Source organism: Malaciobacter sp. (assembly GCF_055140965.1).
The window spans coordinates 12,687-34,915 of record NZ_JBSRRO010000028.1; the positions used below are offsets into that span (position 1 = coordinate 12,687).

At 29.3% G+C, this 22,229-nt stretch carries 21 protein-coding genes and 1 pseudogene; 5 read left to right on the top strand and 17 right to left on the bottom strand.

The annotated features are described in order from the left end of the window. The first annotated feature begins 35 nt into the window (after positions 1-35). The 4 genes from ACTCCZ_RS08935 (at position 36) to ACTCCZ_RS08950 (ending at position 4,688) form a co-directional block, all read left to right on the top strand. Entirely contained in the window at positions 36-1,220 is a 1,185-nt protein-coding gene (locus ACTCCZ_RS08935) for a major outer membrane protein (protein WP_079580033.1), read from the top strand. Between the two features lie 412 nt (positions 1,221-1,632). After that, on the top strand, positions 1,633-2,274 hold the full coding sequence (locus ACTCCZ_RS08940) for a c-type cytochrome (protein WP_079580035.1): 642 nt from the start codon (positions 1,633-1,635) through the stop codon (positions 2,272-2,274). After that, positions 2,274-3,380: a peptide chain release factor 2 gene (prfB, locus tag ACTCCZ_RS08945; RefSeq protein ID WP_079580036.1), complete on the top strand. Its 1,107-nt coding sequence runs from the start codon at positions 2,274-2,276 to the stop codon at positions 3,378-3,380. Before ACTCCZ_RS08940 ends, prfB begins: the two co-directional genes overlap by 1 nt. Before the next feature lie 111 nt (positions 3,381-3,491). Next, positions 3,492-4,688 (top strand): porin, encoded by a 1,197-nt coding sequence (locus ACTCCZ_RS08950; protein WP_079580037.1) that lies wholly within the window; start codon positions 3,492-3,494, stop codon positions 4,686-4,688. 61 nt (positions 4,689-4,749) lie between these two features. Here ACTCCZ_RS08950 and ACTCCZ_RS08955 read toward each other — a convergent pair whose 3' ends face one another. The 13 genes from ACTCCZ_RS08955 to ACTCCZ_RS09015 form a co-directional block, all read right to left on the bottom strand. Then, a complete protein-coding gene (locus ACTCCZ_RS08955; protein ID WP_079580038.1) occupies positions 4,750-5,934 on the bottom strand; it encodes an aromatic amino acid transport family protein in 1,185 nt (394 codons plus the stop codon). Between the two features lie 463 nt (positions 5,935-6,397). Then, the gene (locus ACTCCZ_RS08960; protein ID WP_079580040.1) at positions 6,398-8,740 is read right to left on the bottom strand and encodes a PD-(D/E)XK nuclease family protein; all 2,343 of its coding nucleotides are present in this window, start codon (positions 8,738-8,740) and stop codon (positions 6,398-6,400) included. After that, a complete protein-coding gene (locus ACTCCZ_RS08965; RefSeq protein ID WP_079580041.1) occupies positions 8,730-9,287 on the bottom strand; it encodes a hypothetical protein in 558 nt (185 codons plus the stop codon). The genes ACTCCZ_RS08960 and ACTCCZ_RS08965 overlap by 11 nt, the downstream gene beginning before the upstream one ends. 8 nt (positions 9,288-9,295) lie before the next feature. Next, positions 9,296-9,925: a hypothetical protein gene (locus ACTCCZ_RS08970; RefSeq protein WP_079580042.1), complete on the bottom strand. Its 630-nt coding sequence runs from the start codon at positions 9,923-9,925 to the stop codon at positions 9,296-9,298. Positions 9,926-10,028: 103 nt separating this feature from the next. Continuing rightward, positions 10,029-10,268, bottom strand: a complete 240-nt coding sequence (locus tag ACTCCZ_RS08975; RefSeq protein ID WP_079580043.1) for a DUF4006 family protein — start codon at positions 10,266-10,268, stop codon at positions 10,029-10,031. A gap of 1 nt (position 10,269) precedes the next feature. After that, on the bottom strand, positions 10,270-11,160 hold the full coding sequence (locus tag ACTCCZ_RS08980) for a c-type cytochrome (RefSeq protein ID WP_079580044.1): 891 nt from the start codon (positions 11,158-11,160) through the stop codon (positions 10,270-10,272). Next, a complete protein-coding gene (locus tag ACTCCZ_RS08985) occupies positions 11,157-11,387 on the bottom strand; it encodes a CcoQ/FixQ family Cbb3-type cytochrome c oxidase assembly chaperone (RefSeq protein WP_079580045.1) in 231 nt (76 codons plus the stop codon). The genes ACTCCZ_RS08980 and ACTCCZ_RS08985 overlap by 4 nt, the downstream gene beginning before the upstream one ends. 9 nt (positions 11,388-11,396) lie before the next feature. After that, a complete protein-coding gene (gene ccoO / locus ACTCCZ_RS08990; RefSeq protein WP_079580046.1) occupies positions 11,397-12,080 on the bottom strand; it encodes a cytochrome-c oxidase, cbb3-type subunit II in 684 nt (227 codons plus the stop codon). 15 nt (positions 12,081-12,095) lie between these two features. Beyond that, complete coding sequence (ccoN, locus tag ACTCCZ_RS08995) at positions 12,096-13,565, bottom strand: cytochrome-c oxidase, cbb3-type subunit I (RefSeq protein WP_079580047.1); 1,470 nt, start codon at positions 13,563-13,565, stop codon at positions 12,096-12,098. Between the two features lie 147 nt (positions 13,566-13,712). Continuing rightward, positions 13,713-14,183, bottom strand: a complete 471-nt coding sequence (gene smpB, locus ACTCCZ_RS09000) for an SsrA-binding protein SmpB (protein WP_079580048.1) — start codon at positions 14,181-14,183, stop codon at positions 13,713-13,715. After that, positions 14,183-14,953 carry a 4-(cytidine 5'-diphospho)-2-C-methyl-D-erythritol kinase gene (locus ACTCCZ_RS09005; RefSeq protein ID WP_079580049.1) on the bottom strand — a complete coding sequence of 257 codons (771 nt, stop codon included), beginning with the start codon at positions 14,951-14,953 and terminating at the stop codon, positions 14,183-14,185. The genes smpB and ACTCCZ_RS09005 overlap by 1 nt, the downstream gene beginning before the upstream one ends. Beyond that, complete coding sequence (gene truB, locus ACTCCZ_RS09010; protein WP_079580050.1) at positions 14,954-15,802, bottom strand: tRNA pseudouridine(55) synthase TruB; 849 nt, start codon at positions 15,800-15,802, stop codon at positions 14,954-14,956. 52 nt (positions 15,803-15,854) lie between these two features. Further along, on the bottom strand, positions 15,855-17,909 hold the full coding sequence (locus ACTCCZ_RS09015) for an ATP-dependent helicase (RefSeq protein ID WP_079580051.1): 2,055 nt from the start codon (positions 17,907-17,909) through the stop codon (positions 15,855-15,857). Between the two features lie 118 nt (positions 17,910-18,027). Here ACTCCZ_RS09015 and ACTCCZ_RS09020 point away from each other — a divergent pair, with 118 nt between their 5' ends. Continuing rightward, entirely contained in the window at positions 18,028-18,924 is an 897-nt protein-coding gene (locus ACTCCZ_RS09020; RefSeq protein ID WP_079580052.1) for a LysR family transcriptional regulator, read from the top strand. A gap of 22 nt (positions 18,925-18,946) precedes the next feature. Here the strand turns inward: ACTCCZ_RS09020 and mnmL are convergent, their stop codons facing one another. From mnmL to ACTCCZ_RS09040, 4 genes and pseudogenes are all read right to left on the bottom strand, one after another. Then, a complete protein-coding gene (gene mnmL, locus ACTCCZ_RS09025; protein WP_079580053.1) occupies positions 18,947-19,909 on the bottom strand; it encodes a tRNA modification radical SAM protein MnmL/YtqA in 963 nt (320 codons plus the stop codon). After that, a complete protein-coding gene (purF, locus tag ACTCCZ_RS09030; protein ID WP_079580054.1) occupies positions 19,909-21,258 on the bottom strand; it encodes an amidophosphoribosyltransferase in 1,350 nt (449 codons plus the stop codon). Before purF ends, mnmL begins: the two co-directional genes overlap by 1 nt. 87 nt (positions 21,259-21,345) lie before the next feature. Next, positions 21,346-22,119, bottom strand: a complete 774-nt coding sequence (dapB, locus tag ACTCCZ_RS09035) for a 4-hydroxy-tetrahydrodipicolinate reductase (protein ID WP_079580055.1) — start codon at positions 22,117-22,119, stop codon at positions 21,346-21,348. Between the two features lie 10 nt (positions 22,120-22,129). Continuing rightward, positions 22,130-22,229: pseudogene (locus ACTCCZ_RS09040) on the bottom strand (thioredoxin-disulfide reductase); the annotation flags it as partial.

Consider the following 22,229-nt stretch of genomic DNA (forward strand, 5'->3'; position numbering starts at 1 on the left):
ACTGATTATTAAATTTCGAAATTTTAGGAGAACAAATGAAAAAATTCGCAAAAATGAGTTTAGTAGCTGCTGTAGCGGTTGCTGGTCTTACTACTACTTCTTCAGCTAAAGCATTAGAAGAAGCAATCAAAAACGTTGACGTATCTGGTACAGTTGTATATAGATATGATGATAGACAATTCGATCAAAACACAAAAGATAAAGACTTAAACAACTACAAAATTGGTTTAACTTTAAAATCAAAAGTAAATGATGATGTAACTGCTGTTACTAGATTTATTGTTGGTTCAGACACTGATGCTGGATTTGTTGAATTAAATCATGCAGATGGTGCTGATGCACAAGCAAAAGTTACTTTATCAAATGTTTACTTCTCATATACAGGTATTGCTAATACTACAGTAAATGTTGGTAAACAAGGTTTAACAACTCCATGGACTGTAGCTATTGATGCAGATGGAAATGAGCAAACTGGTACTGGTATCTTAGCTCTTACAAATGTAGGACCTGTTACTTTAGCTGGTGCATATTTCAACCAAACTAACTTAGACAAGTCTGGTGATTTTAACTTTACTGGTAAAAGTAATGTTATAACTCTTGGTGCTATGGGTAATATTGGTCCTGTTGCATTAGATGCATGGTATTTAGATATAGATGACCAATTTGACACTTATACTTTAGGTGCAGAAGCTAAATTTAATTTAGATGCAGTTAAATTAACTTTAGGTGCAAGACATACTGAATTAGACCTTGATAAGAAAACTGGTTTAGCAAATCATGATAAAGACAACTCATTAACAAAAGTTGAATTAGGTGCTAAAATGGGAATTTTTGGTGCTAATGTTGGTTATGGATGGACTGATGATGAAGGTGGAGTTGCTGGTTTAGATGACGATGCAAAAACTGCTTTCAAAGGTTGGACTATGAACTTAAATAATGTTAATGATGCTTCATTATTAAAATTAAATGTTAATGCACAAGTAATGCCTGCATTAAACTTAGCTCTTAACTACAATGTTTTAGATAAAGATAAAAGTAAAGAAAGTGGAAGAACTAAAGACTTAACTGATAAAGAGCTTTATTTACAAGCATCTTACCAAATGTCTAAAAACTTTGGTGGATACATCAGATTTGGTCAAGCTGAAATCGAAGATGGACAAGATAACGGTAAAGACAACGATGGAACAATCGGAAGATTACAAGTACAATACTCTTTCTAATAAGAAAGTTTAAACTACTAAACTCAAAAAAGCCTAGGTGTTCGCATCTAGGCTTTTTGCATTAAAGCAAACACAAATTCATTCATACCCAACACCAAGGAAGCGCGAATTTATTCGTGCCAAACTCTTCGGAAGCTCGAATTCATTCGTGCCAAAAAATCCAGTCCCTATAAAAAAACAAAAACCCCAAAATGCGAATAAATTCGCATCTCCAACCGGAAGCGCGAATTCATTCGTGCCAAAATGAAAAACTCCCAAATGCAAACAAATCCCCATCTCCAACCGGAAGCTCGAATTCATTCGTGCCAAAAAATCAAAACTTTTCCTAGGAATAATTTCACATCTTCACTATTAAAATTATTATTTATCTTAACTTTGCTATAATATTGACAATTTAAAAAAAGGGATATAAATGAAATTTCTACCAAGCATAGCACTTGCTTCTATATTAACAGCTACAATTGCAACAGCTCAAACAACTATGTGTTTTAAAGAAAACCATAAAGATATGACTACTATTGAAAAAGTTAGTTTAAATGGAGGAGAATGCAAGGGTATCAAATCTGCACAAGATATGAAAAATGAAGGTTGGAATACAGATGATATAAAAATCACTTCATCAAAAGATGGAAACAACTACATATATATCTTCAAAAAAGAAGCAAAAGGTTTAAGCAGTGTTGATCAAGCAGCACTTGAAACAAAAATACTTCAAAGATTAGAGCAAAGAAAAAAAGAAGAGATTGCACTTAAAAAAGAGCAAATTTATGTAAGAAAAAGTAAATCAGGTGAAGCTTTATATAAAAATAAATGTGTTTCATGTCATGGAGAAAAAGGTGAACTAAAAGCTAGAAATGTTTCAAGACCTATTAAAGATTTGAATTTACAAGATTTTAGTATATCAATAAGAGATTATAATTTAGGTACATATGATAGAGGAATGGCTTTTGTTATGAAACCATATGCATTGTTGATGAATGACAAAGATATAAAAAATGTATATATTTACTTAAAAAGTATAAATCAAGAAAAAGAAGAAGAAAAAGCTAAGTAATGGATGCTTATGAATATAGCGAGCTTTTAAAGCTTCTAAATAAAAAAATAGAAAATATTTCAAGTATCTTAAATCCAGATGAATTAAAGCAAAGATTAGAGCAAATACAAAAGCAAGAAGAGAATCCAGAGTTTTGGAATGATGTAAAACTTGCTACAAAAGTAGGTATAGAAAAAAATAGAATTTTAGGAAAACTATCAAAGTTTGATAAAGCAAACAACGCACTTGAAGATACAAATGATATTTATACTTTAGCTTTAGAAGATAAAGATGAAGAGACTTTAAATATGCTTTATGAAGAAGCAAGTGAGATTGAGCAAATAGTAAGAAAAACCGAAATAGAAGTTATGTTAAGTGATGAAAATGATTCTTTAAATGCTATTATCTCAATACACCCAGGAGCTGGTGGAACAGAATCACAAGATTGGGCAAGTATGCTTTATAGGATGTATCTAAGATGGGCTGAAAGATATGATTATAAAGTTGAAGTTTTAGATTATCAAGATGGTGAAGAGGCTGGATTAAAAGATGTATCTTTTATCATAAAAGGTATAAATGCCTATGGATATTTAAAAACAGAAAATGGAATCCATAGACTTGTAAGAATTTCACCTTTTGATTCAAATGCAAAAAGACACACCTCTTTTGCATCTGTTATGGTAAGTCCTGAGATTGATGATGATATTGATATAGAAATAGAAGATAAAGATATTAGAATTGATACATACAGAGCAAGTGGAGCTGGTGGACAGCATGTAAATAAAACAGAAAGTGCCATAAGAATCACACATATTCCTACAAATATTGTAGTTCAATGCCAAAATGATAGAAGCCAACACAAAAACAAAGCAAGTGCTATGAAGATGCTAAAATCTAGACTTTATGAATTTGAACTTGAACATCAAAAAGCCCAAGCAAATGAGGGTGAAAAAAGTGAGATTGGTTGGGGACATCAAATACGTTCATATGTACTTCAACCATACCAACAAGTAAAAGACACAAGAAGTAACATAGGTTACTCAAATGTATCTGCCATCTTAGATGGAGATATCACTAAAATAATAGAAGATGTGCTAATAGCAACTTCAACAAATAACTCTAAATAGTAATATTTAAAGTTATTTGTAACTTTCTTACAAACATCACATGCTTTTAATGAAACTTAAATCTAATTTTTATATAATATAGCTCATTTCAAAAACACAAAGGGAAATAAAATGAAAAGATTAGTAAAATTAAGCCTAGCAACATCAGTTGCATTAGCTTCTTTTTCATGTGCAAATGCACAAGATTTAGAGCAAGCAATTAAGAATGTAGATGTATCAGGTACAGTTGCATACAGATACAATGATTATGAAGAAAATGACGCACAAAGTGATTCAAAAACTCAAAATATCTATAAAGCTGCATTAAACCTAAAATCAAAAGTAAATGATGATGTAGTAGCTAACTTAAGATTTATAGCAGGTAATAATATTGGTGCTGATGCTAAGTATTTAGATACTCAAAGTGGTGCTGATGAACAATTTGATGTTACTTTATCAGAAGTAAACTTCACTTACACTGGACTTGCAAATAGTTCAATTACACTTGGTAAACAAGCATTAACAACACCATTTACAATGGCAAGAGATGCAATTGGTAACGAACAAACTGGTACTGGTATCTTAGCTATTACAAATGTAGGTCCTGTTACATTAGCAGGTGCATACTTTAACCAAACTAACTTAGGTGAAGATGTTGGAGAATTAAACACATCAATCGATTTAGATAATGATACTATTTCTGATATTTCAGGTAAAGAAAACGTTGTATTCTTAGGTGCAATGGCTAACTTTGCAGGTGTAAATATCGATGCTTCTTATATTGATCTTGATGATGTATTTGATGCATATACTATTGGTTTATCTGCAAAATACAATGTAGGTGATGTAAAATTAGCTCCATACGCTAGATATACTTCTCTTGATTTAGATAATTCTTCAAAAGATAACAAACTATGGAAACTTGGTATGAGAGCAAACATGGGAATCTTTGGAGCTCACTTAGGATATGGTGAAACTGATGAAGAAGGTGGAGTTACTGCGTTAGATTATAGTGCAGCTACTGGTTATGATGAGCACTGGAGAGTAACATTAACAGGTATTTCAGATGCTTCTGTTATATATGCTTCAATTGATGCACAAGTTATGCCAAAACTTAATGTAGCTTTAAAATACTCTAATTTAGATGCTGATTCAGAATCAAACTCAACAGATCAAGAAGAAATTTATACTCAAGTAACTTATAACATGAGTAAAAACTTAACAACTTATGCAAGATTTGGTCAATATGAAAGAGACAATGCATTTAATAATAAAACAGATGATTTAGATTCAACAATTGGAAGAGTACATATTCAATATTCTTTCTAATTTGAAAGTTTAAATGTAACTTCTTAAAAAGGAAAGCTTAAAAGCTTTCCTTTTTTTATGCTTATAATAGTTTGAATATTTGTAAGATTTGAACACAAATAATTGATATACCAAAAAGAAAAACCAAAACTAAACCAAGGTTTCCTCCAGCTACTTGATAACCCTCATTTGTAGATTGTCTTTGTTTATATACCATGGCAGCTGGTAAAAATAGTGCTAATATAACCAATGCAAAAGCAGCAAAACCTAAAGCTTTTATAAATCCTTGTGGATAAAATAGTGCAAAGCCTAGTGGTGGAAGAAATGTCACAATTGAAGCAAAAACTCTTGAAGCTCTTTTTTCTTTGCTTGATAATACATCTTGAATAAAATCAAAAAGCCCTAAACTAACTCCTAAAAATGAAGTAGCTAAAGCTAAGTTTGCAAAAGCAGAAACAAGTGCAGATATACTTGAGTTATTTACAACTAAACTAAGAGCTTTTATAAAAGCACTTAAAGAGTCATTTTCAAGTAATACAGATGAAGAAACAGTCCCATGAGAAACTAATTGCCATAAAATATATACAACTAAAGGTAAAGCAGAACCTGTAATCATAATAAATCTTAAAGCTTTTATATCTTTTCCAATATACTTTACAATTGATGGAATTGAACCATGAAAACCAAAAGAAGTAAATACCACAGGTAAACTAGCAAAAATCAAAGCATTGCTTGTTGGCATATGTACTAGCTTTTCAACAGAAGTAAAAGGGAATAAAAAGGCCAACATAAAAGCTAAAACTATAAATTTTATGATAAAAAAGAATCTATTTAATAAATCTACACTTCTAGTACTAATAGTAACAACACTAGCAATAATCAATGTAAATATTATAGCTCCACTTTGAATTGGAAAATCATCTGAAATCATTTTTAGTTTCTCATAAACTTGCTCTCCACCACCAGCAATATAAGCAGCACATAAAGCATAAAATAAAAACATCATAGAAAAACTTGCAACAGCTTGACCTTTTCTACCTAAAAGCTTATAGGCTAAAGTATGTAAAGTAGCATCTTTTGAAGCAAACTGATGAACTTCAATCATCAAAAGAGCAGTATAAGCCATAAAAGCCCAAATGACTACCATAACAGCAGTTGAAACCATAAAACCCAAACCAGCACTAGCAATAGGCAAAGCCAACATCCCAGCACCAATAGTAGTACCAGCTATAATTAGCATACTACCAAATAACTTATTTTTATTCAATTTAAATATCCTTTTTTATAATCACAAAGCCAAAATCACAAGAAGCCAAAAACTATTCGTACCAAAAAGCAATTATCGATGCGAATGAATTCACATTTCCATCTGGAAGCTCGAATTTATTCGTGCCCAAAAGCAATTTCGATACGAATGAATTCGCATTCCCATCTGGAAGCTCGAATTTATTCGTGCCCTCAAAGCAATCCTTGATGCGAATGAATTCGCATTTCCAAACTGGAAGCTCGAATTTATTCGTGCCCTCAAAGCAATTTCGATGCAAATGAATTCGCATTTCCAAACTGGAAGCTCGAATCTATTCGTACCAAAAAGCAATCCTTGATGCGAATGAATTCGCATTTCCATTTGGAAGCTCGAATTTATTCGTGCCCTAGAAGCAATTTCGATGCAAATGAATTCGCATTTCCATTTGGAAGCTCGAATTTATTCGTGCTTACTATAATAAATCTTATCTATTGCACATTGTTTTATATATACAAAAATTGCAAACTGATTTATCTTCACACTTTTCAAAATCTACACTTGTTGTTTTAAGTGTTTGAAAAATCTCTCTTAATAAATCTAATTTCTCATTTAATGCTACTTCTTTTAATAGTTTTGCACTATTTAAATCATAATAAAAGCTTTGGATATTAGTTGTTTTATATATATTTTGCAATGCCAAATAATAAAACTCCAACTGAAAATCACAACTTTTCTCATAATTTTTTATAGTATCAACTTTTAAAGATGATGATGTTTTATAATCAATTACTAAATAATCTTCATCTTCTTTGTCAACTCTATCAATCACACCTTTTATTTTTATATCTTGATATATCAAATTAAAAGGCATCTCTTTTTGTAAAATTTGTATTTTATCTATTCTGTTTTTCTCATACTCATAGAAATTTTCTATTTTCTTTTTATAAACTTCAAGTTCAAGTGATAAAAAAGGATTTTTATTTGCATACTTTGTAAATAAAGCTTGTAAACGCTCTAAAGTATCAAAACCCTCTTCATAATACTCATAAAGTATTTTATGCACTATATCGCCTAGCTCAAAGCCTTTTGGCTTTAAGCTTATCTCATGCTCTTTTAGTTTTAAAATATACTGCAAATAAAACTTTCTTTTACACTGCAAATATACTTTTAACGAAGTTGCAGACCAAGAAAGTTTTGATAAATCTATATCTAAAATAATCTTTTTATCAAAATGCTTTAGACTATTTTTATTATATAAAATATGTTTATATGAATTATCTTCTAAAGATTGTTCTTTTTTTAAATCAAACAACTCACTAGCAAACCTACTTATTGTTGAAGTATCATTTGATACATAACTAACATATAAGTTTTTACAGTTTTGAATAACTCTTTTATAATAATACTTTTGCAAACTTTCTCTATCTTTTAGTGTTGGCAATTTTGCAAACTCTTTTACTTTTGTAGATAAAAACTTATCTTTTAAAGAAGTTTTTGGAATAAACTGCTCATTAAAATCACATATTATTACTGTATCAAAACATACAGTTCTACTTTCAAGAAGCCCCATAACTGTGATTTTTCCTGAGTTTACATCATCCAAACTAATAGAGTTTACTTTTTGCAAAAGTATTCTTAACAACTCTTTATACAAAATCTCACTTTTATATGTAAAAAACAGATTATTAAGTTTATAGAAAAGTTCATTTAATTTCTCTTTTAATTCTTTATTTATTTCATTAGAAATCAAAAAATTACAAAGATATTCAAATCCCTCTTTTGATATTTTATTATTATAATTACTATTTAAAAAATCAATTAGCTCTTTATTTATGTTAAAAAACTCTAAAGAGTCTAAATTTTTCATATCTTTTTCTATTAAATAACTATTTAAGGAGTAAAGACATTTATAAGTTATACTGTTTTTTACATCAAGTCCCATGGCATAGTTAAAATACTTTTCATCATCAAAAAGTCTTAATTTATTTGCAAAATTTTCATCTGGTAATATTAAAGCAATATTTGAAGGTTCAATACCTTTATTTATAGCTTCAACTATTGCTGTTTTTATAAAGGCAATTTGAGAAACCCTTGAAGCAAAACCTTTAATTTTAAAACTATCAAGTTTTGTTTCTAGTTTTGACTCTTTTAAAATCTTTTTGTTTGTAATATCAAGTTTATAAAAAAAATCTTGTTTTAAATCTAAATTTATTGTTTTGAAAATTTCATAGGATTTTTGATTATATTCATTTGTATATAGATTTATTATCAACTCTTTATTTTTTGAAATTTCAAGTATCTTATCAAACTCTAATTTTGTAAAATACCCTTCAAAATTAAACTCAATCCAAGAGAATTTATTTAAAAACTCCAGATTTATTTGACTATATTTATGCTCATTTATTCTATCAATAAAGTCATTGTCATCTAAGATTTTCTCATAGTTTTCTTTAACTTTTTCCAAGATTTGCAAATGCTCTTTATAAAACTCATAAGTATCTACATCTTTTATATCTTCAATACTTACTTTTTCACTTGTAATTTCTGTAAAAAATCTAAATATATAATCACTTTGCTTTAAAAACTGAGTAAAATTAGATGATATTCCAAGCTTCTTAAACTCATCAAATTTTATTGATTCTTTTAAAAATAGAAATTTTTGTTCTTCATCTATTAGTTTTCGATTATTAAAGTAAAATGATTTTTTAAAAAAATCATCTGCTGTTAGAAAAAAAGGCAATAATGAGTTATCTTGTTTATTATTTAAAATAAACTCTCTTATTGCCCTTGAAGTTGGAAATACAATTAGTTGTTGTTTAGTTTGCATTTGTCTTTAAAAAGAAATAACCTTTATTACCATCTTTTTCAAAAGTTGCAATAATATTCCATTTCCCAGGTTTTGGTACATCAACACTTGCATTATAAGAGTTGTTTAAAAAAGAGAAAGACTCCTTATTTAAATCAATAATAGTATTATTATTTGTAGATTCTGTAACTCTTAAATTTATATCAAATGAAGATTCAACATTTCCTGCTTTATTATAAATATCAATTTTTATGCTGTTTTTACCTACATGCAATATATCTTTATGGATTTTACTTTTTTCAATAACTCTTTGAGATAAAAATATATCTTTTGTATCTAAATCAAATTTTTGATTATTTATAGTTATTTTAAAATCATATTTTGATAAAAATATATCATTTGATCTTATAATATCATTGTAGTGCATATCAACATCTTGATACTTTTTAAAAAAAGTATCATCTTCATGTACAGGAACTTGAACTGCTGAATAAATAGTCCATACAATCATTGAAAATGTAAATGTAAATATACCAATAAAAAACAGTGGCCAATAATTTCTTTTCATTAAAATTCCTACTTTCTTCTTTTTAGTACTGCAAATATATATAAAAGTAGACCTACTACTACAAGAGTATACATAAACACTCTCCATATAGTTCCAGCTACTTTTCCTGAACTTCCAATACTACTTTCAAGCTTGATATTTTTTGACTGTGCAATTGTATCTGCAATTGCTGCATAACCATTTAGCACTGCTGCACTAACTTTTGCAAAAACAGTATTTTTATCTTTTGAAGCTAATAATGGTACTACATATTCATTTAAGATTTCATTTTTATCTACAGTTTCTTTTAATTGTGAAGATACAATTAAATTTACATGAGTATCATCAACTGCCATTGTTAATAAAACATATGGTTTTTGTAAAACAGGAATTAACTCTTTTTCTTGATTTTTAATAAACTCAATTTTATCTTTTGTAGATATATCATCTTCAAGCCCTAAACCTTTTTTTACATAAACATAAATATTTACACCAAGTTTTTGCTTAGACTCTTGCCCTATTTGTTCAATCTTTTCAACTGCTCTTTTATCAATTAATCCATCATTGCTAAGTATAAATTGTGAAGCATAAAGATTAGATGTTAATAGAAGTGACAGTGCAAAAAGCACTGCCATTCTTGTAAGTTTTAAAGCTTTCATTTATCCAACAAACACTCTAGCAGAATCAAAGAAAGATAAATACACAGAGTAAACTGCTGAAGCCAATAATAAAATTCCAATAATTTTGTCCATAGCTTTCCCCTTATTTTCCAACTAATTCATACTGTTCGTGATTATCTTTACTATTTGCTTTAAGCGCATTTAGATCTTGATTAATCTTATAGAAGTTAGTTGCTTCGTTTTGTTGTACTTTAATTGCACCATATGTTAATACACCTAATATAGTAAGTAATAACACAGTTGCAATTAACATACCTGTAATTCCATGAAGAAGAGAAAAAAGTCCTCTTTCATTTTCATTCATCTGAGTATTTCCAGCCATACTACTCTCCTAAACTTCTAATATAAGTTGCTAATGCTTTTTCTTGTGTAGGGTTTAATCTACCTTTAAAGCTTGGCATCATACCAATAGCACCTTTTTTACCATTGTTAAGTACTGATGTTACTAAAGCATCTGTATATTCAACAATACTTGGACCAACGTAGGCTATACCTTTTCCATCAGCTCCATGACATCCAGCACAAACTCCATAAGCCGCTGGTTGTTCACCTTTAAATCCACCTGCAACATAAGAAGATACCGCTTGAATATCAGCTTCTTCAGTTAACATCATAGGAGGCATTCCACCTGGATAATCAGTTTTTAGGTTATTTGCACCATTTCTAATTACGTACTCAACAGACTCTTTTGACATTCTATGAGTTAAGTTTTGAGCTTTACCCTCAATACCCTCAGCATCAATACCATGACAAGGTGCACATTGAACTAAGTAGATTGATTCACCCATTGCTGTTAAAGTCTGTTCACTTGGGTTTTCCCATTTTGAAGCAAACTTTTTATTATACTCAATTGTCTCTTCATTCCATTGACCAATTTGAGAGAATCCATTTGTTGGATAACCAATTGACCAATACCAAAATAGCCAAACTAATGTACCAATAAATGCAAGTCCCCATCCAGTTGGAATAGGGTTTTTGTATTCACCAATACCGTCCCACTTTTCTTCTGCTAATTCACCACTAGCAGTATCATTTTTTATTTGATTGATATACTTAAGCGCTACAAATACTGTAATTGAAATAATTGCTACTGCACCAAGCATAGTTAAACTATTAATATAATCATCACTATTAAAAGCATCACCTGCAATAAAGTAAGTTCCTGCCATTAGAGCGATGATAAGAATAATTCCACCTATTACCATAGATTTCATTTGATACTCTCCTTCTCGTTTATCTCTTTTTCTTTTTCTCTTTGCTCAAGAGGGTCAGACTTTATAGAATCATCGTGAACAAGATTTGAGTATTTTTCAAAATTTTTCTCACCCTTTTTATCTCTTTTATAAATAGAGAAAGCATATGAGTAAAAAATAATAAACACAATAAGTATTAAAAAAAACTTCAAATAACCTTGAAGATTCAGCAAAGTCTCATAATCCATAATGCCCTCTTATTTTAAAGAATTTAAATATGCAATTAATGCAACAATCTCAGGAACTTGACCGTTTGCTACGGCATCTTTTACTTTTTGGTTTTTCATATCAGCAGCAATCTCTTCTGCTTGTTTTCTAGCAGTAGCAATTGCACTTTCATAATCACCAAGTTTAACATCAACATTTCCATCACCGTTTAAATCTTGGTCATATGGAGTATTGAATACATTTTTAACAGTTAATGCTTCTGCATAAGCTGTATCTAAATCAGCTATATTCTCAAAGTGATGAGTATATGCTGGCATAATTGAACCTGGAACTACTGATTTTGGATCTAACATGTGGTTTTCATGCCAATCTGTTGTTCTGTAGTTTCCAACTCTCATTAAATCTGGACCTGTTCTTTTTGATCCCCATAAAAATGGTCTATCATAAGCATATTCTCCAGATAAAGAGTACATACCATATCTATCAGTTTCAGATTTAAATGGTCTAATTAATTGTGAGTGGCAAGCATTACATGAATCTTTAATATATACATGTCTTCCTGCTAACTCCAACACTGTGTATGGCTTTGTACCAACTGTAGGTCTACTTTGTTTTGCAAAATCAGGAATTGCTTCAATAATACCTGCAAATGCAACAAAAATAAATACGAATACCGCAAAGAAAAACGGTCTTTGTTCTAACCAATGAAACATTATTTACCCCTTTTCCTAAGCTGCAACTGGTGAATCATTTAATGGTTCTTTATCAAGTATTCTACCTGCAGTTGCAGTTTTATACATGTTATATGAGAACATAAAGAAACCAATTAGGTATAATAACCCACCAACAGCTCTAATTGTATAATATGGTTGTAATACAGTTACTGTATCAATAAATGAGTAAACTAATGAACCGTACTCATCATAAGCTCTCCACATCATACCTTGAGTAATACCTGCAATCCACATAGAAGTAAAGTATAATACAATACCAGTTGTTTGTAACCAGAATTGAGTATCCATTAATGATTTAGAATAAATCTCTCTTCCATACATTCTTGGTGCCATATGAAATAATGCTGCCATAATCATAAATACAACCCATCCTAATACACCATCGTGAACGTGTCCAGGAATCCAGTCTGTAAAGTGCGCAATTGCATTAACAGATTTGATTGATTGAATTGGTCCTTCAATAGTTGATAACATATAAAATGTTGATGCTAAAATCATAAATTTAATCAGTGTGTTTGTTTGTAACTGTTTCCACTCACCTTTCATAGTTAAAAGCATATTAATAGCAGATCCCCATGATGGTAAAATTAGAACAACTGACATAACAGAACCCATTGTTTGCATCCAATCAGGAACAGTTGAATAAATAAGGTGGTGTCCACCAGCCCATAAATAAACAAATAATAGACCCCAGAATGCTAGAATAGATAATTTATATGAATAAACATTTTGTCCAGACTCTTTTGGTAAAAAGTAATAAATCATAGCAATAATTGGAACAGTAAATATAAATGCAACCGCATTGTGTCCATACCACCATTGTACAATCGCATCATTAGTTCCAGAATACATAGAAACAGAGTGTAGCCATGAACCATAACCACCAGAAGCGAAGTATGTAGGTACTTCCATATTATTAAATAAGTATAACATTGCAATTGCAATAAATGCAGCAATATAATACCAAATTGAGATATATAGAGTTCTTTCTCTTCTAATTCCAATCAATCCGAAAATAGAAACTCCCCATAATACCCACCAAACAACCACTAAAATATCTAATGGCCACTCTAATTCAGCATACTCTTTTGATGTTGTATAACCCATAAATAAAGTTACAACTGCTAAAAGAATAGTGATGAAATATAACACAAAGTGTAGCTTTGCTACTGTCATTAAAAATGGTGATTCTTTTAAAGACACCTTTAAAACTCTTTGAGCTACATAATACCATGTAGCAAAGATACCACTAAGTGTAAAACCAAATGCAACACCATTAGTATGTAATGGTCTTAATCTACTGAATGTACCATATTCCCCAGCTAAATGATTTAGCTCTGGAAATGCTAATTGAAATGCTAAAACAACACCAACTACCATACCAATGATACCAAACAAAATTGTTGCAAATGTAAAGGCTTTTGCAACTGAGTAATCATACTCAATTCTTGCACCGTTTTGCATCAATCTCCTCCTACTAATTTTTTATATATCAAGTCACAGGTTTGTCACTTAAAAAAAATCTTAGCTAAAACTGAATAAAGTTAAGCTTAATAACTGATGTTTTTTTTTAAGGTTTCTTTAATTTATAAAAAAAATGATAATTTGTAACTATTTAAAGTTTTTCAATGCTTGTTGTGTTTCTCTTTGCATTGTTTTTCTTTTTAAATCTTCTCTTTTATCATGAAGCTTTTTACCCTGTGCTGTGGCAATTAAAATTTTTACTACATTCTTTGAATTAAAGTACATTTTAAGTGGCACAAGTGTCACTCCATCTTTAGTTACTTTAGTAAACATCTTTTCAATCTCTTTTTTATGTAGTAAAAGTTTTCTACTTCTTCTTTCATCAGGTCTATATGTACTATGTGTTGTACTTAAGTGTGAAATATGCATATTTAAAATAAAAACTTCACCTTTTATAATTCGTACAAAGCTATCTTTTAAGTTTGCTCTTCCCTCTCGCAAAGCCTTTACTTCACTTCCCTCAAGTACAACTCCAGCTTCATATTTATCTAAGATAAAATAATCATGAAATGCTTTTTTATTTTTAAATTCTAAATTTTTACTTTTTTCTTTTGCCATTATATTACCTTAAAAAATGAACTTCCACTTCCACTAAAAAACCAATCTTGCATTGCATATTCTTTTAGCTTTGGATATAGTTTTACTGCTGGCAAATATAAATCATTTGCTTCTTCAATTGAGAGTTTATTTAAAATCTCACTACTTTTCATTGACAAAAGTTCATCACTTCTCTCTTTTGAAATCTCTTTATAAAACTCATTTCTAAAGCAGTTAAAAACATTGCCAGTATGACATTTGATATCTTTTGGAGTAATAACTTCAATATTTAAAGGCTCTTCTTTAAACTCTTGAACTATTTCACCAACTCCTGTTACATTTGCACTATCATACTCATATACAAAAAAAGGAACATCTGCACCTATTTTTGCACCAATTTTTGCTAATTTCTCTTTTTTATAATATAAGTTAAAATGTTTATTTGCCAATATTAAAAAAGCAGCTACATTTGAACTGCCTCCACCAAGTCCTGCAAACTCTGGGATATTTTTTTCTACTTTTATACTATATACTCTAAAAAATGCATCAATTTTTGGACAATATTTTCTCAATTGCAAAAAAGCTTTATATATAGTGTTATCTTCAAGTTTACATCCAAAATCACCAATCAAATTAAACTCATTTGTTTCATTATTTGGAATAAAACTAATAGTATCATAAAGATTTTTCACTCTTACAAATCTTGATACTATTTCATGATAATTATCTCTTTTTTTTGCTATTTTTAAAAATATATTTACTTTTGCATATGATTTTATACTAACTTGCATCTATTTAATTACCTTATTTAATACATATGAAACTTTGTCATTTGAAATTTCGATTATACTAAAAAACTCTTCAAATAAAATGATATATTTTCCATCTTCTTTTTTTTCTAAGTTTTCAATTGGTATTTTTTTGCCATCATTTAATAACTCTTTACTTCCTGTATAGCTATTAACTTCTAAATCTAAATAATCTAAAGGATTTAAATCCTTTTCATTTTGAAAATAAAACTCTCCCTCATTTAATCTTTGTAAATAAGACAAAGTACCAATAACACCTAGGTTTTTAGCAAGTATTTGAGCTAAACTTCTAATATATGAGCCCTCACTAACTGTTGCTTCAAATGTAATAAAAGGGTGATTATATGAAGTTAGTTTTATATCACTAATTTTCATAACTTGTTTTTCTAACTCTACTTCAAGTCCAGCTCTTGCAAGCTCATATGCTCTTTTACCATTTATTTTTTTAGCACAATATTTTGGAGGAAGATACTCAATATCTCCTTTTAATTTTTCTATTTCGTTTTGTATATCATTTATATCTAAAACTTTTTCATCTTTAATATCAATTATATTTTCAATATCCTCAGAGTATGAACTAACTCCCAACCATAATACAGCTTTATATCTTTTAGGTGTTTTTTTAAGATATTTAAAAAGTTTTGTATATTGCCCAAAAGCTACTATTAGACAACCACAAGCAAAGGGGTCTAATGTTCCACTAAAACCTGCTTTTTTATTTTTATATTTTCTTTTAATTTTATTTAAATATGAGTTTGAGCTTATAAACATTGGTTTATTAACAACCAATAGTTTATTTAATAACTCTTTATTGTAATATTTTTTTTGCATCAGTTTTATTTTCCACTCAAAAATTTTTTATTTTTTATTTAATAATAGATTTTTATATTTTTTCTACAAATGAAGATAAAATATCTCTTATTTGTCCTGCAAAATTTATAGTAAGTTTATACTCTTTTCCAGCTTTAGCAGCTTTTTGAACTCTTCCCATTCCAAAGATTTTATGTTTTACCAAATCACCTTTTTTATATGCAGAGTTTTTTTCAAGGGTTAAGCACCCTTTTATAAGACCACTTTCACTTAAAAATCTACTTTTTGTAAGTGATGCTCTTTTACCTTTATAAAATCTTGAATGCACAAAAGATAAAGTTAAGTTATCCATAGCTCTTGTTAAAGCAACATATCCAAGTCTTCTTTCTTCTTCTATATCACTTCCATCACCAATAATAGGAAAAAATCCCTCTTCAAGTCCTATTATAAATAGATGTTTATACTCAAGCCCTTTTGATGCATGAATACTCATCATAGAAACCATCTCTTCTGTAAACTCACTATTTTCAGACTCCAATGCAATTTCATTTAAGAAATCTTCTAATCCCAAATGTGGATTTTGAATAAAATAATCTCTAATATATCCATAAAACTCATCAATATTTGCTTGTCTATCAAATCCATCAGGAGCATTATCATATGAGCTTCTATAATCAAAGGTATCTTCAAACAAATCTAAAAATCTCATTTTCGACTCTTCTAAAGCCTCTTTTAAGTCCATCACTGATGCCATGAAAACTTTTAATGTTCTTGAATTTTTCTTTCCTACTACTTGTGCTAGCTCTTCTGGTTCTAACTCTTCTATTAATTGAAAAATTGGTTTTTGTGTTTGAGCTGATTTTGCATCTAGTTTCTCTATGGTTGTTTTACCAATTCCTCTTTTAGGTTTATTTACAATTCTTTTTAATGAAAAATTATCATTGTTATTTGTAAGTATTCTAAAATAAGCAATCAAATCTTTAATTTCTGCTCTTTCATAAAACTTCATACCACCAACTAGTTTATAGGCAATTCCTGCTTTATTAAATCCCTCTTCCAATGACCTTGAAAGTGCATTTACTCTAAATAGTATTGCCATTTCACTTGCTCTTTCACCATTAGAAATGAGATTTTTTATATCATCAACTATTTTTCTTGTCTCTTCATTTTCATCATGAGATTCATAAACTCTTACACTATTTCCATCTTCTCTTGTACTAACTAATTTTTTCCCTAGTCTATCTCTATTGTGTTCAATTAATTGATTTGCATGATTTAAAATAGTATTTGTAGATCTATAATTCTCTTCAAGTTTTACAACTTTTGTATTTTCAAAGTGATCTGTAAAATTTAATATATTTTTAATAGTAGCCCCACGCCATCCATAAATAGACTGGTCATCATCACCAACAACACATAGATTATTATGTGTGCAACATAATTTTCTTAATAGTTTGTATTGTAGTTCATTTGTATCTTGATACTCATCTACCATTATATAATTATATTTTTGACTTATTTGTTCTGCTAGTTTTTCATTATTGCACAATATTTTATATGGCAATAAAAGTAAATCATCAAAATCAACTAAGTTATTCTTTTCCAAATAGTTTTCATATTTTTCATATACATCAGCTATTTCTTGATATAGCTTTAATTGTGCAGTAGCTTTTGCTTCACTTGGAGTTAGAATAGAGTTTTTATATTTAGAAATTTCACTTGCAAGTAGTGGAAGAGGTAACTCTTTGTCTATGGATTTTAAAATTCTTTTTTTATCATCAGTATCTATTATTATAAAGTTATTTTTTCTTCCTAATTCACTCATGTAAAACTTTAATAAAAGCAATCCAAACTTATGAAAAGTACAAAGTAAAGGTGGTGTATGTACTATTGATGAGTCAATAAGAGAAAATGCTCTTTCTCTCATCTCTGTTGCTGCTTTATTTGTAAAAGTCAAAGTCAATATAGAAGCTGGATCAATTCCTATTGAGATAAGATATGCTAATCGCGTGGTAATTGTTTTTGTTTTACCCGAACCTGCACCTGCTAAAATAAGTAATGCGCCATCGATATGTTGAGCTGCATTTTTTTGTGAATCGTTTAACGATAATAAAAAATTTTCCGACATTTCTTCTCCAATAATTCTAGATTATATCATAATTTAGTTAAATTAACTTTTTACTTAATTTATTTATTTATAAACAAATGTTATTATTATCATAAAGAATTATAAAGGTAAAAAAATAATGCTAACTGATTTTGCAAAAATAGAGACGTTTTTAACTGTTGTAAGGGAAAAATCATTCTCAAAAGCTTCAGCAAAACTTGGTATTTCTCAACCTGCAGTGACACAACAAATGAAGTATATTGAAGAGTATTTAGATGTTCAAATTGTTGATAGAAAGAAAAACGGAATAAGGCTTACAAAAGAGGGGCAAATGTTATACTCAATTGCTCAAAAAATTGAAAGATGTGTAACAAATGCAGAAAAAGAATTATTAAAAATTATGAATAAAGATGTAACTTTTGTATTTGGTGCTTCATTTATTATTGGAAATTATATATTGCCTAAATTTTTAAATAATTTAAAAGAGAATATAAATAATGATGTTTCAATAAATATTTCAGTATCACACAAAGCAATTGAAGATTTACTAGATAAAAAAATAGATATGGCTTTAGTTGAAAATTATATTCCTGATGAAAATATTATCTATAGAGAATGGATGGAAGATGAAATAGTGATATTCTCAAACCAACCACTACCAGCTAAAGCTAAAGCTAAAGATTTACTTTCATACAAATGGGTGTGTAGAAATCCTGATTCACATACAAGACTTATTTTTAAAGAGTCTTTAGATAAAGCAAACTATCCAGATTGTGATACATTTAATGTGACAAGTGAGGTTACAAGTGCAACAACTATTGTTCAAACTGTATTACACTCAAATAAAGATGAAGAGCCAACAGTTTCAGTAGTATCAAGAAAAGCTATTGAATCACTTCTTAAAGCAGGTGCTTTATATGAATCAAGAGTTGGAAATCAAAAGATGGTTAGAAAACTATATATTGCCCATAGAAAAGATAGAAAACATGATGCATTTATAGAAAATGTAGTTGATTATCTACTAAAGATAAAATAAGCTTAGGAAACTCTTCCTAGCTTTAATATACAAATCCTTCTTTTAGTAAAGCCTCTCTAATTTTAAACATTTGTTCATGTTTATTTTTGCACCAAGTAGGTGAAAGTAAAGTGCTATCATCAATTCCTGCTGTTACTCTTTGAATTGATATATTCTCTGGAAGTTTTTTTATAGATTTTACAACTGTATCAATATATAAATCTTCACTAATTGGAGTAAATTTTCCCTTTTTATACTTTGCTGTTAAAAGAGTATTTTTCACCACATATAAAGGATGAAATTTTATAGAATCAACTTGTAAAGCTATTGTTTCATCAAGTGTATTTAGCATCATATCTTGTGTTTCACCTGGAAGTCCATAGATTAAGTGTCCACAAACATTTAAGCCTTTTTGCTTAGTTTTTTTTATCCAGTATCTCATATTTTCACTTGAATCACCTCTATTTATTTCATCAAGGGTTTCATCATAAAATGATTGTATTCCATACTCAATCCAAATCTCTTTATCTTTTGCTAGACTTACTAAATAATCAAGTATTTCATCACTTACACAATCTGTTCTTGTCCCAATTGAAAGACCTATTACATTATCATAACTTAAAGCTTTAGAATATAAAGCTTTTAAAGTTTCAAGTGGAGCATAAGTATTTGTAAAAGATTGGAAATATACTATAAATTTTTTTGCATTAAATTTATTCTCTAATCTTTGTTTTGTTGCAAAAAATTGCATATCAAGCTGTTTTAATTGATTTTGTAAATATGGATTTTCTTTAACATTTGGATTTAACTTAAACTTTGGCTTTCTTTCTTGTAAGTTTGGAGAGAAGGAGTCGTTCTCACAAAAAGAACAACCTCCTTTAGCTACAGTTCCATCAATATTAGGACAGGTAAATCCTGAGATTGAAATTGGAACTTTATAAATTGTTTCATTAAACTTTTGTCTAAAATATCTTCCTATTGTTAATACTTCTTTTAAATTACTCATTATTTTGTTACGAAATAGTCTCCATCAAAACTTTCAAGGGCATAGTTTCTATCATCTCCAATTGATTTTTTTAAATCATCAATTGAAAGATACTCTAATGAGTCAGCTTGAATATATTCACAAATTTCATCTTTTGTCATCTTATGTGAGATTAACTCTTCTTGATTTGGGGTATCAATACCATAATAACAAGGAAACTTAATCTCAGGACTTGCCACTCTAAAGTGAACCTCTTTTGCACCTGCATCTTTTAACATCTTTACAATTCTTTTTGAAGTTGTCCCTCTTACAATAGAGTCATCAATAACAAGTAAAGATTTACCCTTAATTAGTGACTTCATAGGAGAGAGTTTCATTCTTACTTTTAAATTTCTCATCTCTTGTGTTGGTTCAATAAAGGTTCTACCAACATAATGATTTCGAATAATTCCATATTCAAATGGTATTTTACTCTCTGATGCATATCCTAATGCTGCTGGTACTCCTGAGTCAGGAACTGGTACTACCATATCAGCTTTGAAATTTTTATTTTTATCATTTTTTGCAAGTGTTTTACCCATATTTTGTCTAGTTGTATAAACATTTTTTCCATCAATATCTGAATCAGGTCTTGCAAAATATACATATTCAAAAGCACAAGGTCTAAATATTGGCTCAAATAACTGAATTGATTCAGGTTCATTAGTTTTTTCACTAAAAATAAGCATTTCACCTGGTCTTACATCTCTTATAAATTCTGCATCTACTAAATCAAACGCACAAGTTTCACTAGCAACAATATATCCACCTGATTTTAGTTTTCCTAAAGATAAAGGTCTAATTCCATATCTATCTCTTATTACAAACTGTTTTGATCTTGATTGAACAATAAAACAGTAAGCACCAATAGTTTTATTTAAAGCCTCTTTAATTCTATCTCTTAATCTATTTTCACTACTTTTTGCAATTAAGTGAATTAAGTTTTCAGTATCCATTCCTGTTTGAAAAATTGCACCATTATTAGTTAACTCTTCTCTTACTTCATTTTTATTAATTAAGTTACCATTATGAACTATAGACATCTCACCTAATTTGTATTTTGCAAATACAGGTTGTGCATCTAAAATAGAATCTCCACCAGCTGTTGAGTATCTATTATGACCTATTGCCATGTTACCTTTTAATATATTTAAAGCATCATCATCAAAAACTTCTGATACCAAACCTCTATTTTTGATTGTATGGATTTTCCCATTAATTGAAGAAGATATACCTGTAGCTTCTTGACCTCTATGTTGCATGGCAAAAAGAGCTATTGAAGCAAGTCTTGCTGCATTGTCATTATCGTAAATTCCCACTATTGCACACATTTATTTAACCTTACTAAAAGAGAAAAGTGAACTTGATGCGCTATGAAATTTCTTTTCTCTTTTAAATTTGAATTTTGTTTTTTGATTTTATAGACCTAAAGCGTCATTGATTGAGTATAAACTTGGTTCTTTATTTACAAGCCATTTAGCAACTTTAATCGCGCCTTTTGAAAAAGTATTTCTTGCAGTTGCAGTATGATGAAGCTCTATAAACTCTCCATCATTGTAAAGTCCAACAGTGTGCCGACCAACTATATCACCACCTCTTAAACTCATAACTCCTATTTCATCTTTTGTTCTAGCTCCAATATCTCCATCTCTTCCTGAAACTCTAACCTTATCTAAATCCAAATCTCTAGCACGTGCTGCATGTTCTGCTAATGTTAAAGCAGTTCCAGATGGAGAATCTACTTTATATCTATGATGTTGTTCAACAATTTCAATATCAAAATCACTTAATGTTTTTGAAGCTAAAGAGACAAGTTTATTTAAAACAGCAACACCTAAACTCATATTTGTTGAGTATAAAATTGGAACTAATTTACTAGCTTCAATTAATAAATTTTGTTGATGTTTTGAAAAACCAGTTGTTGCAATAACTAAAGGTTTCCTAACATTATTATCTATTACTTGAGTTAATAACTCTTCAGTTGCTGCTGGTGCAGAAAAGTCAATTACAACATCAACACTATCCATTAAAACTTTCATATCATTTGTTACAATAACATCACTAGGCACATCTTTTTCTAACTTATCAAATACATGAATACCAGCAAGTTGTGCCTCACTATCTTTTTTTAAATCATCTATTAGAAGTGTTCCAACTCTTCCTGTACTTCCAACAATACCAACTTTTAACATTTTTTCCCTCTTATCCTAAAAATTCAATAATATCAACAGCAGCAGTAGCACCATCACCAGCAGCACAAACCACTTGTTTAGCAGCATCAATTCTAACATCACCAGCAGCA

Excerpts from the sequence above, each read along its gene's own strand:
- ACTCCZ_RS08935 (WP_079580033.1), top strand. The coding sequence starts at position 36 with ATGAAAAAATTCGCAAAAATGAGTTTAGTAGCTGCTGTAGCGGTTGCT.
- ACTCCZ_RS08940 (WP_079580035.1), top strand. The coding sequence starts at position 1,633 with ATGAAATTTCTACCAAGCATAGCACTTGCTTCTATATTAACAGCTACA.
- prfB (WP_079580036.1), top strand. The coding sequence starts at position 2,274 with ATGGATGCTTATGAATATAGCGAGCTTTTAAAGCTTCTAAATAAAAAA.
- ACTCCZ_RS08950 (WP_079580037.1), top strand. The coding sequence starts at position 3,492 with ATGAAAAGATTAGTAAAATTAAGCCTAGCAACATCAGTTGCATTAGCT.
- ACTCCZ_RS08960 (WP_079580040.1), bottom strand. The coding sequence starts at position 8,740 with ATGCAAACTAAACAACAACTAATTGTATTTCCAACTTCAAGGGCAATA.
- ACTCCZ_RS08965 (WP_079580041.1), bottom strand. The coding sequence starts at position 9,287 with ATGAAAAGAAATTATTGGCCACTGTTTTTTATTGGTATATTTACATTT.
- ACTCCZ_RS08970 (WP_079580042.1), bottom strand. The coding sequence starts at position 9,925 with ATGAAAGCTTTAAAACTTACAAGAATGGCAGTGCTTTTTGCACTGTCA.
- ACTCCZ_RS08975 (WP_079580043.1), bottom strand. The coding sequence starts at position 10,268 with ATGGCTGGAAATACTCAGATGAATGAAAATGAAAGAGGACTTTTTTCT.
- ACTCCZ_RS08980 (WP_079580044.1), bottom strand. The coding sequence starts at position 11,160 with ATGAAATCTATGGTAATAGGTGGAATTATTCTTATCATCGCTCTAATG.
- ACTCCZ_RS08985 (WP_079580045.1), bottom strand. The coding sequence starts at position 11,387 with ATGGATTATGAGACTTTGCTGAATCTTCAAGGTTATTTGAAGTTTTTT.
- ccoO (WP_079580046.1), bottom strand. The coding sequence starts at position 12,080 with ATGTTTCATTGGTTAGAACAAAGACCGTTTTTCTTTGCGGTATTCGTA.
- ccoN (WP_079580047.1), bottom strand. The coding sequence starts at position 13,565 with ATGCAAAACGGTGCAAGAATTGAGTATGATTACTCAGTTGCAAAAGCC.
- smpB (WP_079580048.1), bottom strand. The coding sequence starts at position 14,183 with ATGGCAAAAGAAAAAAGTAAAAATTTAGAATTTAAAAATAAAAAAGCA.
- ACTCCZ_RS09005 (WP_079580049.1), bottom strand. The coding sequence starts at position 14,953 with ATGCAAGTTAGTATAAAATCATATGCAAAAGTAAATATATTTTTAAAA.
- truB (WP_079580050.1), bottom strand. The coding sequence starts at position 15,802 with ATGCAAAAAAAATATTACAATAAAGAGTTATTAAATAAACTATTGGTT.
- ACTCCZ_RS09015 (WP_079580051.1), bottom strand. The coding sequence starts at position 17,909 with ATGTCGGAAAATTTTTTATTATCGTTAAACGATTCACAAAAAAATGCA.
- ACTCCZ_RS09020 (WP_079580052.1), top strand. The coding sequence starts at position 18,028 with ATGCTAACTGATTTTGCAAAAATAGAGACGTTTTTAACTGTTGTAAGG.
- mnmL (WP_079580053.1), bottom strand. The coding sequence starts at position 19,909 with ATGAGTAATTTAAAAGAAGTATTAACAATAGGAAGATATTTTAGACAA.
- purF (WP_079580054.1), bottom strand. The coding sequence starts at position 21,258 with ATGTGTGCAATAGTGGGAATTTACGATAATGACAATGCAGCAAGACTT.
- dapB (WP_079580055.1), bottom strand. The coding sequence starts at position 22,119 with ATGTTAAAAGTTGGTATTGTTGGAAGTACAGGAAGAGTTGGAACACTT.